Raw genomic sequence first — 14061 nt, forward strand, 5'->3', positions numbered from 1 at the left:
GTGATCCAAAACACTAACGCCTTGAGATTACGCCCGCCGTGATGACCGGTCAAAGGAAAAACAGCATATTACCTAGCGGGAGCGAAGAAAATTCATCAATTCACCCGTGAGACCTGGGTTGAGAACGAGCTCTTGGTTATTGAGATGGGTCACCGGCGCCAACAGGCGGACGGATGAGGTGAGCCAGACGCCATCGGATTCCATCAGGTCCGTCGGGTAGAGCGGTCCGAAACCGACGTCCCAACCTGCCTCCCGCGCTCCTTGGAAAATTGCGCCCTGAGTGGTTCCGGGAAGAATCCCCCGGTTGGGTTCCGGGGTGAAGAGTCGAAGACGGTCGCCTTCCTGACGAGCCATGATCACGGAACTGGTCGCAGCTTCGAGAATTCGTCGATCCGAAGCCGTGAAAATGGCTTCCTGCGCGCCGAGGGACCTAACGTGTCGCAAGACGGCCATGTTCACCGCGTAGGAAAGGGTTTTGGCGCCGGCCAGAAGCCAGGGGTAGGCCGTGTCTTCAGCGGGATCGTGCCCCCGTGGAAGAAGGAGTGCCTTGACGCCTTCCTCGCGTTGAGCGATGGTCGCCTCCGGAACGGAGCTCACGACGACGAGCCCGTACGGACCCTCTTCCGGCGTTCCGCGGCTGATGAGGAGTTTCACCGTGTGCTCCGCTCCCAAAGAAGATGGGGTGCCGTTTCCTGCGGATTCCAGAGCCAGGGCCGATGCCGAGCGCCATGAGTCCTCACTGGGATTCGGCAGGTGGAGGAGGCGGGCCGAGTTTCCGAGCCTCGTGAGATGGAGATCGAATTTGCGAATCGAACCGTCTACGGCCAGCATCGTTTCGAATACGCCGTCCCCACGGGTATAGCCTTCATCGTCGATCCGAATCATGGGAGTCGAGGCGTCGAGGACCGTTCCGGTCGGAGAATTCTGATCTATGCGAACAACCGTGAGTGTCATACACCTCATTAAACGCCATGCCGCAAGAGCGTTGTTCGAGGACCCGCGCGGATTTTCAGATTCGCGGTTCGAAAATTCGGGACGCGAGCAGAAAAAGAACCAAGGCAATCAGACTGCAACCGACCATCATTGCCGCCATGGGGATCACCGCATTCGCGCCAGCGGCACTGACGAGCGGGGAAACGACCCCGCCCATCGTGCACTGAAGTCCACCAACCAATGCCGAACTCGCCCCTGCATAATCTCGGCCGTGCCCGAGCGCCAACGATGTCGCATTCCCGAAGACCAGCCCTTGGGCTGCGGCGGTGACGAAGAGACACATGAGCGTTGGTATGAGGGAGAGCCCGAATAATGCGAGGACCAGAAAACACAGTGTCGCGACATTCGAGATGACAATTCCGCTCAACCCGATTCCTTGAGGGCGGAATCTTTTCAGCAAGAGATTTGACACCCATGAGAAAGCCAGGATCCCGAAGGAATTTGCCGCGAATACCAGAGCATAATGGGTGGCCGTGAGCCCGAGGTTGTTCTGCAGCACATAGGTGGAACCGGAAATATAGGAGAACAAGGTTCCGAAGGAAAAGACGAACGCGAACATATATGCCATGTAGGCAGGACGGCGAATGACGCGTGCTATGCCGCGGCCGGAAGCCGCGAGCCCTCCTCCGTGCCGGCGGTCCGTCGGCAACGATTCGGGAAACAGGAAGAACACTCCGATGGCCATCGCGAGGGTCATCGCGGTGAGGACCCAGAACACGGCACGCCAGGGCGCGAATCCCAGGATGATGCCGCCCAGGGTCGGGGCCAGGACCGGTGAGACCCCGTTGATCATCATCATGAAATTCATGTACCGGGCAGTCTGATGGCCTTCCGTGAGGTCGGTGATCGCTGAGCGGGCCAGGACGAGTCCCGCCGCACCGGTGAATCCCATTAAGAACCGCAAGCCGATCAGCAAGTGCACCGTTGGCGCCAGGGCGCACCCTATGGTGGCTAGCACGCAAATGAATGAGCAGATCACCAGGGGGCGTAGTCTACCCCACTGATCAGATAACGGACCGATAACGATCTGCCCCATCGCCAGGCCCGCCATGAATGCTGAGAGCGTCAGCTGAACCAGTGAGGCCGCCGTTCCGAGGTCCTGCGTCATTTGGGGGAAAGCCGCCAGATACATGTCTGTACCCAGAGGCGCTATGCCGGTGAGTGTCCCCAGCAGGATGAGGAGAGGCACCGGAATGCGCGATGCGGTGGGGTTCAATCTGACCTCACGTTTCTCAGGTTGAGGGCGGCTCACGGGGACGCCGATGCCCGTGTGCGAAAATTGCCGCCGAAGTTATCGCGCGAACAGCCTGTCCTCTTGCGAGGCCCACAACTGCCAGTAAGGCCGGTACATGTCGCCATCGCGTTTGAGGGCACGGTACTTGCGGATATTCGCCTCGAGATGAAGCCAAACCCCGAAGTGAGGGCGTGTTTCTGGATGTCCCGGGGCAGTCGAGCCGACGCCTTCGACGATGATGAGCGATGGGTCTGCACTCAATACTTGCATTTCCTCCGCATACTGATTCCGCGTCCAGTCCCAGGCTTGCCAGGTCGCGTCCTCATTTCGCATCAAGCGCTCGAGCATCTCCGCATACGTGTCGACGCCTTCTTCGAGGCCTTCCCAGCCGGGATAAATGTCTTCCAGGTGGAAGAGTGCGACGGCATCCGATCCGTCTTCGGCGCGCGCACGCTCCAGGAGACGTTCAGCCAGCTTCGACTTGCCCGCGCCGGAGCGCCCGTCAATGGCCAGGACGAACGGTTCAGGGCCCGGTGCAAGCAAGCGTGCCTGGCCGATGGCCTTCCACAAGTCCTGCTCGTCCTTCGGCACAATTGTGTGCGAGGACATGACCCAGATCGGTTGGCGTTCGTATGCGCAATTGCGAGGATCGACCGTCATGATCCCTCGTTCCGCGCCTCCGGGTGTCGAGATGCCTCGTCGATCACGCCTTGGACGGAGTCCTCGATCATTCCGAAAGTTCGGTCGAAATCCGAGGCGTCGCCGTACCACGGGTCATAGATGCCAATTTTTTCGACCGGCTCGCCGGCCACGGAAGGATCGAATTCTCGCATGAGATGGATCTTGGCAGCTTGGGCCTCATCTGCGGCCATGCGGCGAAGAGCCCTGAAATGGGGGACGTCCAGAGCCAGAATGAGGTCGTTGTCTTCCAAATCCTGGCGCGTTACCTGGCGGGCAGAATGGCCGCTGGTGTCGATGCCCAGCCGGTCCATGACTTTTCGAGCCCGAGGATCGATGGGATTTCCTTGTTCTTCGTCGCTCACACCAGCAGATGTGACGACGACGCCGCCCAGCCCCGCGTCTTGCGCGGCGTTGCGCACAAGGTATTCGGCCATGGGGGAGCGGCAGATATTGCCGGTGCAAACGGTAACGATGCGATACATGGCCACCACGTTACCGGGGGCGGGCGGCGACGTGTGAGTTCAGCGCCGATCACGCTCCACAAGGATGGATGTGTTCTGCGATGTCCGGACCATTGCTACGTAGAACTCGAGGGTCACGCGGAACAGAATGATGTACACGAACGCCACGATGGCCCCGAGGACCAGGAAGGCGATTCCTGCCCACGCATTTTCCGCGAATCCCGCGATGACCGAAAAGAGCCAGCCCAGGCCGATCACGATCAGGCCGATGACGTAGATGACCGATGCAAACTTGATGGTCACGAAATGACGGAACGAAAGGTCGAACATGGCCTGGAAGAATCCCGGCTCGCCCTGGCCCTGCGGTTGTCCGTAGCCTGGTTGGCCGTAGCCCTGTTGCCGTGGCTGCCCCGGATATCCATTCTGTTGGGGGTAATTCGGCTGCCCCTGAGGGTTCTGTCCGTAGGCCTGTCCGTGTGGAGCCTGTCCGTAGCCGCGAGAGGAGTTCTGTGGCGACTGCCACGGTCCGTCGGACCGACGGGGGTCCTGATGGGGTTCCGAATTGTCCGGGCTCGACCCGGTCCCCTTATTCGACGAATTGTCCTGCTGGTTTGATTCCTCGTGATCGTGATCAGACATGGTTAATACTCCAGGTGCTTTTGAACTCTCATAAGTTAAGGCAAGTCACTGACGGAAAGTGCCATGCGACCAGTCTATTCATTGAACGGTCGCAAATCGCCCTCTTGTCGAGAAATTCCTGACGACGAGATCGAAACACTGTTAGATGTCTCTTGGAATACATACGCTTGGAAAAATGCATCAATCGCTCCGAAATAGTGGGCAGGAAAGGCTTAATCGTGAGTCATCATCCCGGCAACGAGCCCAACGAGCCCAACGAGCCCAACGAGCCCAACGAGCCCAACGAGCCCAACGAGCCCAACGAGCCCAACGAGCCCAACTGTGGTCCGTTGCGATCGCCCGGTTCCGACCAGCCCAACACGTCGCATGAGACGGGTTGCCCACCGACGAATTTTCAGCAATTTCCCCCAGGTGCGCACCCTGGGCGTCAGGTGTACGGAGAAGGGCAGCGAAAATCTCGCAAAGGCTTGATCCTTGGTCTGTCCATAGGCGGCGGTGTGATCGTCATAGCCCTGGTCGTCATACTTGCTCTCGTGTTCACCGGTGTGCTGGGCGGGCACAAGATCAAGGACGAGAGCGATTTCCGGGACAAGGTGCAGAATCTTGGATCCGCTCAGGGGGCGGGGCAATGTAGTGATCTGGACAAGACGCTGCTGGACTCGGTTCTGCCCAAGGAGGACTTCCCTGACGACGCTCAGGTGTATGTCTGCTCGAATATCGATCTGAGCGACTTCCAGGCCCTGTCTGGTGCGGAGGAGGACACCAAGCTCATCGTCGGCATCTATTCCGAGCGTGAGGCTGACGTGAAGTCTTCATTGAGCGATGCACTGAATACCCCGGCCATGGATGAGGACAAAGGCGAATGGGGTCTCGAGGGTGACCACTGGGCCGCCATTGGCAATGCCGGAACGGCTGATGACGCCAAGAAGGAGCTCGGCGGGGAGGAGTGGTGATCGGCTTCCGGTCCCATCTGTAGCCTAGGCGGTCTTCTGTAAATAAAGTTGAGTCCACTCCACTCAAGTCTCTTGACTTTCTTCCGAGAAGTGGCAGACTTGAGTCAGGACAACTCAAGAAGTGAGACCTCCGGGCGCGCAAGATCGATGGCCTCCCCTGCGGAAGCAGCATCGTGAGTGCCGGAATGTGCCCCCGGTTTTCGGACTACGTAAGGAGAAAAACATATGTCACGTGCAGTAGGCATTGACCTCGGTACCACCAACTCTGTGGTTGCCGTACTCGAGGGCGGCGAGCCCGTCGTCATCGCGAACGCCGAGGGCGCTCGCACCACTCCGTCAGTTGTTGCATTCGGCAAGGACGGCGAGACCCTGGTCGGCGACATCGCCAAGCGCCAGGCGGTGACCAACGTGGATCGCACCATCTCTTCGGTGAAGCGCCACATGGGCACCGACTGGAACACCGACATCGACGGCAAGAAGTACACCCCGCAGGAAATCTCGGCACGTACTCTGCAGAAGCTCAAGGGTGACGCGGAGTCCTTCCTCAATGACACCGTGACCGATGCCGTCATCACCGTTCCCGCGTACTTCAACGACGCCGAACGCCAGGCCACCAAGGAAGCCGGCGAGATCGCCGGACTCAACGTTCTGCGTATCGTCAATGAGCCCACCGCGGCTGCTCTGGCCTACGGTCTGGACAAGGGCAACGAAGATGAGCTCATCCTGGTCTTCGACCTCGGCGGCGGTACCTTCGACGTCTCCCTGCTGGAAGTCGGCAAGGACGAAGACGGATTCTCGACGATTCAGGTTCGCTCGACTTCGGGCGACAACCGCTTGGGCGGCGACGACTGGGATCAGCGCATCGTTGACTGGCTGCTCGAGCAGGTCAAGTCCAAGACCGGCGCGGATCTGTCCAAGGACAAGATTGCTCTGCAGCGTCTCCGCGAGGCTGCCGAGCAGGCCAAGAAGGAGCTGTCTTCGGCATCGTCGACCAACATTTCGCTGCAATACCTCTCGGTGACCTCCGACGGCCCGGTTCACCTGGATGAGAAGCTCTCCCGCGCGAAGTTCCAGGACCTGACTCAGGACCTCCTGGACCGCGTGAAGAAGCCCTTCAACGACGTCATCAAGGAAGCCGGGATCAAGGTCGCCGATATCGCGCACATCGTGCTCGTCGGTGGTTCTACCCGTATGCCGGCGGTCGTCGAAGAGGTCAAGAAGCTGGCCGGCGGCCAGGAGCCCAACAAGGGCGTGAACCCGGACGAGGTCGTGGCCATGGGCGCTGCCCTGCAGGCCGGCGTGCTCAAGGGCGACCGCAAGGACGTCCTGCTGATCGACGTGACCCCGCTGTCGCTGGGCATCGAGACCAAGGGCGGTGTGATGACCAAGCTCATCGAGCGCAACACGGCCATCCCGACGCGTCGTTCCGAGACCTTCACAACCGCAGAGGACAACCAGCCCTCCGTGTCGATCCAGGTTTTCCAGGGCGAGCGTGAGTTCACCCGTGACAATAAGTCGCTCGGCACCTTCGAGCTGACCGGGATCGCTCCGGCGCCTCGTGGTGTCCCGCAGGTTGAGGTGACCTTCGACATCGACGCCAACGGCATCGTGAACGTCTCCGCCAAGGACAAGGGCACCGGTACCGAGCAGTCGATGACCATCACCGGCGGTACCTCGTTGTCCAAGGAAGACATTGACCGCATGGTCAAGGACGCAGAGGCCAACGCCGAATCGGACAAAGCTCGCCGTGAGGCCGCGGATCTGCGCAACAACGCGGAGTCCAGCGCCTACCAGATCGAGAAGCTCCTCAAGGACAACGAGGACAAGGTCTCCGAGGACATCAAGACTGAGGTCCAGGGAGACGTCGACGAGGTCAAGAAGGCCCTTGAGGGCGACGACGACGACGCGGTCAAGTCCGCATTCGAGAAGCTTCAGGCTTCTCAGACCAAGCTCGGCGAAGCGATCTACTCGCAGGCGCAGGCTGGAGCCGAGACGGAGGACACCTCCGAGGCGAACGCCGATGCCAATGACGAGGATGTCGTAGACGCCGAGGTCATTGACGATGAGGATGAAAAGAAGAACTAATGACTGAGCCGAACAACACCAATAACCCTGAGGGGAACGACCCGCAGGAGGATGCCTTCAACGCTCCCGACGCGGAAGGAGCTCCCGAGGCGGAGACCGCCGAGGGTGTAGGTGCTGAGGCTGACGGTCAGGACGGGTCCGCGGCGGAGGCCGCCGCGGACCCCTCCGAAGCGGAGCCCATACAGGACCCTGCCACGGAGGCTGAGAGGACCGCGAACGAGCGCCTCGAGGATCTGCGCCGTCTGCAAGCCGAATTCGTGAACTTCAAGAACCGGTCCCAGAAAGAACGGGATCAGCTTCGACAGTTCGTGGTCGCCGACGTTGTGAGCTCCTTGCTCCCCGTCATCGACGATATCGATGCGGCTCGCAAGGCGGGCGATCTGGAGGACGGACCGTTCGCGTCGATCGCCAACAAGCTTGAGGACGCGCTGACGAAGCACGGCTTGGAGCGTTATGGCGATACCGGCGAAGAGTTCGATCCCAAGGTCCACGAAGCCGTGATGCAGCAGCCCACGAGCGAGGTCCAACCCGACCACGTGTCCATGGTTTTCCGCAGCGGATACCGGGTCCAGGACCGAGTTCTGCGTCCTGCCCAGGTTGCTGTGGCGGTAGCCGAGGGCTGACCACAGGCTCGACCGGCGGTCTCGGCCCAGCCGCGCCGCTTCCAGCGAATCGACGCCGGGGCACCGAACCTCTGCCTCCGTGGCGGGGGAGGGCCTCGGCGTCGTTCGTTTCCACTAATTTGAGATATACCAAGAGCGGAAGAGAACACACCACGCAACGCTTTGAAAGGAGGCGTCAATGGCTAGCGAAAATTGGCTAGAAAAAGACTTCTACAAGGTTCTGGGCGTCTCCAAGGATGCCAGCGAAGCCGACATCAAGAAGGCTTACCGGAAACTTGCGCGCAAGTATCACCCGGATCAGAACCCCGGGGACGAATCCGCAGAAAAAAAGTTCAAAGAGGTCTCCGAGGCCAATACGGTCCTTTCCGACCCGGAGCAGCGCAAACAGTACGATGCCATTCGTGCCATGGGTTCGGGAGCTCGATTCAGCGCTGGTTCTGGCGGCCCGGGCGGCTCGGGCGGGCCGGGCGGGCCTGCCGGCGCCGGCGGGTTCGAGGACCTGTTCGGGGATATGTTCGGTGGCGGCCGAACGCGGACCACGTACGGCGGCAGCCCATTCGGAGGCTCCGGCGGGGATCCCTTTGCGGACCTGTTCGGCGGAGGCGGCAACTTCGGCGGTCAGAACCCGTTCGGCGCCCAACAACAGGCCCCCCGTAACCCCGACGTCGAGGCCAGCGTGACTATCGACTTCGGACAGTCCTTGGAAGGCGCCAAAGTCAAGGTCAACCGTCCGGATCAACGCAGCACCACTATCCGTCTGCCCGAGGGCGTGCGCGATGGCCAGAAAGTCCGCCTTCGCGGCAAAGGAAGCATCGGCCCGGGCGGCAAGTCGGATCTGATCGTCACGGTGCACGTCCGCCCGCACGAGTTGTACGAACGGGACGGAGACAATCTCACGGTCCGTGTTCCCGTTTCCTACGAGGAAGCGGCGCTCGGCACGGTCCTCTCCGTGCCGACCACCGACGGATCAACAGTTCGTCTGCGTCTCAAAGCGGGTCAGGAGCCCGGCACCAGAATGCGTGTCAAAGGCCGAGGCGTGAAGACGAAGAAGCACACCGGCGACCTCTACGTGATTCCGGAGATTCAGGTGCCCCAGGACCTGTCCCCGGAGGCCCAAGAGGCGCTCAAGAAATTCACAGAGCTGGCCTCCCAAGGTGATCCACGGGCCGGCCTGGCGGAGAAGGCAAAGGTCGTGTAACCCATGCAATTCGGCGACGTGAACCAACCACTCTTCGTGATCTCGGTTGCGGCCGAGCTGGCGGAGATGCACCCGCAAACGCTTCGGCAGTATGACCGGCTCGGTTTGGTGACACCGTCGCGGCTACCGGGACGCGCGCGACGCTATTCGCAGAAGGACGTCGTCCGGCTCCGGCAGATCCAGCAGCTGTCCCACGAAGGGGTCTCCCTCGAGGGAATCAAGCGGGTCCTACAACTGGAGAACCAAGTCGACGCGCTGCAAGCCCGCGTCAGAGAACTCACGCAGGAGTTGCAGGACGCCCAGGACCGACTCGAAGAATCCTCTCGGGTGTTTGCCGCGACGATCGGCGGCGACGTCGTGAAGCTGGGCCGTGGGCAACGTCCCAGCGCCAAAACGCCCAGTAAAGCGCTGGCTATTGCCAGGCCCCAGCTTCCGTACCGGTAAGGCTACACGCGTCGGGAATCAACTGGCGCTGCCGTCTCATCAACGACGACGATAGGCGAGGTCGTGCGCTCTGCGCCCGGCCTCGCCTGCTTTGCGTTCGAAACTTGTGAGGACGCGCCCTTCCCATCGTGGAGCCCATCCGCCCTGGGGATCGTCTTCGGTTGCGCCTTCGCCTGCATGCAAATTGTCGAAGTCCGGTGCGGCTTCCATGACTTCGCGCATCACCCAGGCGTACTCTTCCCAATCAGTGGCCAGACGCCAGATGCCACCCGGTTTGAGAACGCGCGCGACTTTTTCGGCGAATCCGGGCGAGACCAGACGGCGCTTGTGGTGGCGCGACTTGTGCCAGGGGTCCGGAAAGAAGACCCAGATTTCGTCCACGGAATCCGGCTCAAGCAGATTCTCGAGCACCTCGGGAGCGTTCGCCTGGACGCATCGGACGTTGGTGATTTCGGCTTGCCCCATCTTGAGGAGCAGGTCTGCGATTCCGGGTTTGTAGACCTCTACGGCAAGATAGTCATTCTCCGGATGCTCGCTCGCGGCGTGAACTATGGCCTCGCCCAGTCCGGAACCGATTTCGACGACGAGCGGCGCTCTTCTCCCGTAAATGGTTTCATGGTTGAATTCCGCGGACTCGGCCACGGATGTATCCGTTATCTCGCGAGGAACATCCAGGACGTGTGTCGGAGCGTAGGTGTCCCATGCCTTCTGGCGGCGAGCAGTGAGTCTGTCGCCTCGGCGGACGAAAGAGTAAGGCTGGCGATGGAATTTTTGGGGGACGTCGCTCAAGGATGCTCCGGTGATCTGATGGGGCGGCAGGGTCGCGGTGGCCCGATGAGCTCCCGCGCACTGACGTATGTCGCGGAAGGATCCGTGGATCAACCGGGCCGCCGCATCAGCTTATCGCACGCTCTTCAGCCTCCTCTGACACCTGCGGGTTCCTCGCTCTTCTCCTCCGGGCCTCCCGGATGCGACAGGCTCGAGTGCTTCTGCGACAAATCGACCTGATGGTCGATCTGCGCGTCCAAGGCGCCGAGGTCGGAGCCCATAAACTCGTCAATCTCTGCGGTACTGGCTTCGAAATTCGGGTCGTGACGCAGATAATGGCGGGTCTCCCGCACCACGAGGCCGGAGAGGATGATGAGCCCGATGAGGTTCGGGATCGCCATGATGCCGTTCATGACGTCGGAGAATTTCCAGACCAGCGTCAAAGGGGCCACTGCTCCGAACCCGCAGGCAATAGCGAAAATGACCCTGTAGGTTGTGATCCCGAAGGTCCCTCCTCCGAGGCGCTCGATGCACCGTTCTCCGTAGTAGGCCCAGCCAAGAACGGTCGAGTATCCCAGAAGCACCAGGCAGATGGTCACCACCACTCCGCCCCAATTGCCTGGCAGGCCCGTTGCAAAAGCATGAGAGGTCATGACGTCAGGATCGTCCTTCTCCCACACACCGGTGGTGATGATCACGAAACCGGTGATCGATATAACAACCAGTGTGTCCACGAAAGTCTGCGTCATCGAGACAAGGCCTTGGCGGACGGGGTGGGAAGTTTGCGCGATCGACGAGGGGATCGACGCCGTGCCCATGCCTGACTCGTTGGAGAACAAAGAGCGGGCGACTCCGATCTGGATCGTCATCAGCAGGGAGCCGACGATCCCTCCTCCGACGCCGTGGGGCGTCAGGGCATTTCCGAAGATCAGGGTGATGGCCTGAGGGATCCCTTCATAGTTGACGCCAATGATGTAGAGGCCCCCGAAGACGTAGAGCGCGATCATGAGAGGCACGCAGAACACCGTGATCTTGGAAATGGACTTGATGCCTCCGAGCAGGGCGATCAGTGTCATGATTCCGATGACCACGGCGGTGACCCATGGAGCCACAGAGAAAGTATTGTCCAGGTTTGCCGCAATGGCATTGGACTGCGTCATGTTGCCGACGCCGAAAGTCGCAACGACGGCGCATGCCGCGAATGCGACGGACAGGAGCCACCCGAATCTGTTGGGTATGCCTCGGACGAGATAGACCTGCGGCCCTCCCGTTAGCTCTCCCTTCTTGTCCCGAGTGCGGAAACGTACTCCGAGGAAACATTCGCTGTATTTGGATGCCATCCCGACCAGCGCTGTCACCCACATCCAGAACAGTGCGCCCGGGCCGCCCATGTGGATCGAGAGTGCTACGCCGACTATGTTGCCCGTGCCCACCGTAGCGCCCAAGGCCGTTGCCATGGCCTGGTAGGAGGAGATTTCGCCCTTTTCTCCGCTCTGCCGGCTGCGTCGTCCGAAGGCCAGTGACATCGCTTTTCCGAAGTAGCGGAATTGGACACCCGAAAGCCGGAAAGTCAGGAACACTCCGGTACCGAGGAGAAGCGGCAAGAGCAACCATGGACCCCAGACGAAGCTGTCGACCGCGTTGACGATGGAACTGATCTGTTCCACTAGAATTCCTCGTTCCAGGCAAGATATTCGATATAGCCGCTAGTCAGCGGCAGTTCCCGATGCTTTTCGCAGACTGATATGAGGGTAGCAATATTTGCGGGCCCGACCCATATCGGGCGGTTGTTTGTGTGCCCGCACCCGGCGGGCACACAAAACGCCGCCCACGCGTTGCCGTCCTGTTGTCCGGAAAACGCGTGGGCGGCGTCGTAAGTTGCCGACGGCGGAGACTACTTCTTCTTCTTGGCCTTCTTCTTGCCCTTGCCCTGGAGAATCAGCGCGAGAGCGATTGCGGCGATCCACGAATCCTTGGCAACAGCCGTGCCGGCCTGGGAGGGGCGGATGCCGTCGTCCTCAGTCATCTCCTCGGTCTTGAAATACATGGCCAGCAGGCCACCGGCGAATGCGCCGAGAGCCAGCCCGGCAAGGCGGCTGGGGATCACGGGGGTGACCAGTGCGCCGCCGACAACCAGTTCGGAGTACGCGATGGCCTTGCCGAACGTTGCCGCGTCAAGATCCTTGACGGCGGGAAATGCGTTGGCGGCCATGGACTGCAAATGGCCGGCGGTCTGCTCGTCGAGGTTCAGCTTGCCGTATCCGGAATTGAGGATGAATGCACCGGGAACAGCGCGGAGAACCGCGTTGGGGAGGGAAAAGGCCATGATCATTTCCTTTCTTAAGGTTTATAGGTTCGGGCTGATCAGCGTTTACTCTGACGCAACCCACCTGATCCCAACTCTATACCGTGGCCGCACGGTCGCGTTAGGAGTTCGTCACACGGCATACGGTCTGGGTCAGGCCGGACGCGGGGCGAACAGATCGCGGAGTGCTTCGAGGGTCAGGTCCTCGTGGTTCAGGTGAATGCTCCCTTGCTCGGGCCCGACCGGTTGCATCCCCGGGACGACGATCGTTGTCATCCCTGCCGCCATAGCGCTCGCGACACCGGAGGGAGAATCCTCCACGGCGACACTGTCTTCGGGTGAGACGCCGAGACGCTGCGCGGCCATGAGATAGGGCTGCGGATTCGGCTTGGGGTCGGTGACGTCCTCGTTGCCTATCACGGTGCGGATCAATCCTTCCGGGGTCCGGCTAGCTGTCATATTCGCGATTTCCGCGGTGGCATTGGTGACGATCGCCGCCGGAATCTGTGCTTGGGCCAGTTCTTCGAGAAAAGCGGAAATGCCGGGCAGGAACGGCACGTCGGTGCGCGAGATGATTTCACGGGCGTCGGTGGTCAATCGTGCCAGTAGCTCCGGCTTGGACAGGGGAATGCCGAGTTCTTGCAGACGAACGAGCGTGTCCGTCATGGGGCGACCCAAGCAAGCGAGAGTGTCTTCTTCAGTCCATCTCTTGCCGAACTGGACGGCCAGGTCAGATTTGGATTGGGCCCACAAAGGCTCGGTGTCCACCAGAGTGCCGTCGTGGTCGAAGAAAATTGCCGCGGGGAGAGAAGAAGTCATGCCAATAGCCTACTGGTGCCGGCGCCACCCAGGTGAGGCGGGAAGCTCCCGCGATTCGCCGACGATTGAATGCCCGGCTCTGCCACCTCATGCCAGAGCCGCATCTCATACACTGGTCCTGTGAGTTCTGCCGAATCCGATACCCGCCCCGCTGAAGCCCTAGCACCCGCCGGTCAGTTGCCGGGGAGGCGGGATGCGGCATTGTTGCGCCTCTCCTCCTGGGTCGGGTTCCCGATGGCGTTGGTCGGGGCCTTCTGGATCACGACCGGGCGATCGCTCTTCGGTGCCGGTGGCACGCTCGTTGGGACCTTTCTGGTCAGCGTCGGGCCGTTGTACCTGGTGGTCATGCTCCTGGCGTCGTGGCGGATGTATACGGATGCGAACCGGTACGAAGCTCGCTCGACGTCCGGGGTACTCGCCTCGATCCAAGCGTTGACCTGGATTCTGGCCGGGTTCTTCGGATTCCTGATCCCCGACCGCGTGAACGGCGAGACCGTCTCCGCCCTCTCCCAAGTTTTCGGCCATGACCTCGTGGGGCTTTCGGCCGGGTTCGGCAACACCTTCGCGATTCTGACCTTCGTGGGTGCATTCGGGACGCTCATCATCGCGATCAATCACGAGCGATACAGCGCCCGAAAAACCAGTGGCCGGCCCGCGACAGAGGACGAGGTCCTGGATGCGATGAATTACAACGACGGCGAGTACTGAAGAGCGCGGAGTCGGGATGAACGAAGACATGAGAATCCCGCCGAATCGCCGCAAAACCTGTGGAAAACTTTCCGGGATCCCCTGTACAGTGAAACTTGAGCGTAGTAGACTCAAGTTAACTGAACACCTCACACGCAATCCATTAGTGAC

The 14061-nt window shown here is 60.7% G+C and carries 15 protein-coding genes; 6 read left to right on the forward strand and 9 right to left on the reverse strand.

What is annotated here, in order from left to right; genetic code table 11:
* Positions 1-72 precede the first annotated feature (72 nt).
* From EWV35_RS00780 to EWV35_RS00800, 5 genes are all read right to left on the reverse strand, one after another.
* Positions 73-954, reverse strand: coding sequence for an aminotransferase class IV (locus tag EWV35_RS00780; RefSeq protein WP_129657286.1), 882 nt, complete (start codon positions 952-954; stop codon positions 73-75).
* A 55-nt stretch (positions 955-1009) separates the two neighbouring features.
* The gene (locus EWV35_RS00785) at positions 1010-2209 is read right to left on the reverse strand and encodes a multidrug effflux MFS transporter (protein ID WP_238653982.1); all 1200 of its coding nucleotides are present in this window, start codon (positions 2207-2209) and stop codon (positions 1010-1012) included.
* Positions 2210-2284: 75 nt separating this feature from the next.
* A complete protein-coding gene (locus EWV35_RS00790) occupies positions 2285-2887 on the reverse strand; it encodes a nucleoside/nucleotide kinase family protein (protein WP_129657290.1) in 603 nt (200 codons plus the stop codon).
* Positions 2884-3390 (reverse strand): low molecular weight protein-tyrosine-phosphatase, encoded by a 507-nt coding sequence (locus EWV35_RS00795; RefSeq protein WP_129657292.1) that lies wholly within the window; start codon positions 3388-3390, stop codon positions 2884-2886. Before EWV35_RS00795 ends, EWV35_RS00790 begins: the two co-directional genes overlap by 4 nt.
* A gap of 39 nt (positions 3391-3429) precedes the next feature.
* On the reverse strand, positions 3430-4008 hold the full coding sequence (locus EWV35_RS00800; RefSeq protein ID WP_129657294.1) for a DUF4282 domain-containing protein: 579 nt from the start codon (positions 4006-4008) through the stop codon (positions 3430-3432).
* A 218-nt stretch (positions 4009-4226) separates the two neighbouring features.
* On the opposite strand from EWV35_RS00800, the gene EWV35_RS00805 reads away from it, so the two are divergent.
* The 5 genes from EWV35_RS00805 (at position 4227) to EWV35_RS00825 (ending at position 9311) form a co-directional block, all read left to right on the forward strand.
* Positions 4227-4961: a hypothetical protein gene (locus EWV35_RS00805; protein WP_129657296.1), complete on the forward strand. Its 735-nt coding sequence runs from the start codon at positions 4227-4229 to the stop codon at positions 4959-4961.
* 225 nt (positions 4962-5186) lie between these two features.
* Entirely contained in the window at positions 5187-7046 is a 1860-nt protein-coding gene (gene dnaK, locus EWV35_RS00810; RefSeq protein ID WP_129657298.1) for a molecular chaperone DnaK, read from the forward strand.
* Positions 7046-7669 carry a nucleotide exchange factor GrpE gene (locus EWV35_RS00815; RefSeq protein ID WP_129657300.1) on the forward strand — a complete coding sequence of 208 codons (624 nt, stop codon included), beginning with the start codon at positions 7046-7048 and terminating at the stop codon, positions 7667-7669. The genes dnaK and EWV35_RS00815 overlap by 1 nt, the downstream gene beginning before the upstream one ends.
* A gap of 178 nt (positions 7670-7847) precedes the next feature.
* Complete coding sequence (locus EWV35_RS00820; protein WP_129657302.1) at positions 7848-8867, forward strand: DnaJ C-terminal domain-containing protein; 1020 nt, start codon at positions 7848-7850, stop codon at positions 8865-8867.
* 3 nt (positions 8868-8870) lie between these two features.
* Positions 8871-9311, forward strand: a complete 441-nt coding sequence (locus tag EWV35_RS00825; protein WP_129358974.1) for a heat shock protein transcriptional repressor HspR — start codon at positions 8871-8873, stop codon at positions 9309-9311.
* A gap of 39 nt (positions 9312-9350) precedes the next feature.
* Here the strand turns inward: EWV35_RS00825 and trmB are convergent, their stop codons facing one another.
* The 4 genes from trmB to EWV35_RS00845 all read right to left on the reverse strand — a co-directional run bounded on the left by trmB (position 9351) and on the right by EWV35_RS00845 (position 13203).
* Positions 9351-10130 (reverse strand): tRNA (guanosine(46)-N7)-methyltransferase TrmB, encoded by a 780-nt coding sequence (trmB, locus tag EWV35_RS00830; RefSeq protein ID WP_129658202.1) that lies wholly within the window; start codon positions 10128-10130, stop codon positions 9351-9353.
* 95 nt (positions 10131-10225) lie between these two features.
* Positions 10226-11746 (reverse strand): alanine/glycine:cation symporter family protein, encoded by a 1521-nt coding sequence (locus tag EWV35_RS00835; protein WP_129657304.1) that lies wholly within the window; start codon positions 11744-11746, stop codon positions 10226-10228.
* 227 nt (positions 11747-11973) lie between these two features.
* The gene (locus EWV35_RS00840; protein WP_129657306.1) at positions 11974-12405 is read right to left on the reverse strand and encodes a hypothetical protein; all 432 of its coding nucleotides are present in this window, start codon (positions 12403-12405) and stop codon (positions 11974-11976) included.
* 132 nt (positions 12406-12537) lie between these two features.
* A complete protein-coding gene (locus tag EWV35_RS00845) occupies positions 12538-13203 on the reverse strand; it encodes an HAD family hydrolase (RefSeq protein WP_342210821.1) in 666 nt (221 codons plus the stop codon).
* Between the two features lie 120 nt (positions 13204-13323).
* Between EWV35_RS00845 and EWV35_RS00850 the strand changes: the two genes are divergently transcribed.
* On the forward strand, positions 13324-13911 hold the full coding sequence (locus tag EWV35_RS00850; protein WP_129657310.1) for a hypothetical protein: 588 nt from the start codon (positions 13324-13326) through the stop codon (positions 13909-13911).
* Positions 13912-14061 lie beyond the last annotated feature (150 nt).

This window comes from Rothia uropygialis (assembly GCF_004137765.1).
Lineage (GTDB): Bacteria > Actinomycetota > Actinomycetes > Actinomycetales > Micrococcaceae > Rothia.

Bases quoted from the DNA above. Each gene is read 5' to 3' on its own strand.
- EWV35_RS00800 (WP_129657294.1), bottom strand. From the start codon at position 4,008: ATGTCTGATCACGATCACGAGGAATCAAACCAGCAGGACAATTCGTCG.
- EWV35_RS00845 (WP_342210821.1), bottom strand. From the start codon at position 13,203: ATGACTTCTTCTCTCCCCGCGGCAATTTTCTTCGACCACGACGGCACT.
- dnaK (WP_129657298.1), top strand. From the start codon at position 5,187: ATGTCACGTGCAGTAGGCATTGACCTCGGTACCACCAACTCTGTGGTT.
- EWV35_RS00815 (WP_129657300.1), top strand. From the start codon at position 7,046: ATGACTGAGCCGAACAACACCAATAACCCTGAGGGGAACGACCCGCAG.
- EWV35_RS00780 (WP_129657286.1), bottom strand. From the start codon at position 954: ATGACACTCACGGTTGTTCGCATAGATCAGAATTCTCCGACCGGAACG.
- EWV35_RS00820 (WP_129657302.1), top strand. From the start codon at position 7,848: ATGGCTAGCGAAAATTGGCTAGAAAAAGACTTCTACAAGGTTCTGGGC.
- EWV35_RS00790 (WP_129657290.1), bottom strand. From the start codon at position 2,887: ATGACGGTCGATCCTCGCAATTGCGCATACGAACGCCAACCGATCTGG.
- EWV35_RS00840 (WP_129657306.1), bottom strand. From the start codon at position 12,405: ATGGCCTTTTCCCTCCCCAACGCGGTTCTCCGCGCTGTTCCCGGTGCA.
- EWV35_RS00825 (WP_129358974.1), top strand. From the start codon at position 8,871: ATGCAATTCGGCGACGTGAACCAACCACTCTTCGTGATCTCGGTTGCG.
- EWV35_RS00795 (WP_129657292.1), bottom strand. From the start codon at position 3,390: ATGTATCGCATCGTTACCGTTTGCACCGGCAATATCTGCCGCTCCCCC.